Origin of the sequence: Pseudomonas juntendi (assembly GCF_009932375.1) — a bacterium.
In the GTDB taxonomy this organism is placed as follows: domain Bacteria; phylum Pseudomonadota; class Gammaproteobacteria; order Pseudomonadales; family Pseudomonadaceae; genus Aquipseudomonas; species Aquipseudomonas juntendi.
In genome coordinates this window covers 1-683 of the sequence record NZ_BLJG01000426.1, presented here as the reverse complement: position 1 = coordinate 683, position 683 = coordinate 1, and the positions used below count along the sequence as shown (strand labels likewise).

Here is a 683-nt window from a genome sequence, read left to right as displayed (position 1 = left end):
TGCCGATGATCAGGCTGCGCTCGGAGTCTTCCGACACTGCGCCCCCGGCCATGTGCGCATGGCTGATGGCAATCAGCGCCTGGTCTTTCTTGCGTTTTTGCAGTGCTGCGGCGATCAGTTGCTGGTGCACCTGGGTGATGCCTTGCAGGTAGTCGTCGCCCAGGTGGGGGCCGGTGACTTCGGCCGGCCGCAGGAACGGCAGCGCCAGGCACCAGGCTGCGACCTTACCGCGGCCATTGGTCAGCGGGATCAGCAGCCGCTCGGCATCCAGTTGGCCCTCGTCCAGCCAGTGCACACGGCCCAGGGCGTGGGTGCGCAGGCGGCGCATGAGTGCGGCAGGCAGCTCGATGCGCGAGCCGGAATCGTGGTTGCCGGCGATCATCACGATGTCCAGCTTGGGCTGTTGTTCATGCGCCTGGACGATGAAGTCGTACAGACGCTCCTGGGCTTTGACCGGGGGGTTGACCGTGTCGAAGATATCGCCGGCGATCAGCAGCGCATCCGGCTGGCGCAGGCGAAGCTGGCCGAGCAGCCATTCGAGGAAGCAGGCGTGTTCGAAATCGCGTTCCTGGCCGTGCAGGCTTTGGCCCAGGTGCCAGTCGGAGGTATGAAACAGACGCATGGATGACCTGTGGTGTCGAGTCGAGCAAGCCAGAGGGCTTGGCTTTGGGGATGGGCGTTGC

General features: G+C 64.9%; 1 protein-coding gene. It reads right to left on the bottom strand.

Annotation, left to right across the window (positions count from 1 at the left end; translation table 11 throughout):
* On the bottom strand, positions 1–622 hold a 622-nt coding region (locus tag GYA94_RS26485; protein WP_161893434.1), incomplete at its 3' end, for a metallophosphoesterase family protein.
* Between the last annotated feature and the right edge of the window lie 61 nt (positions 623–683).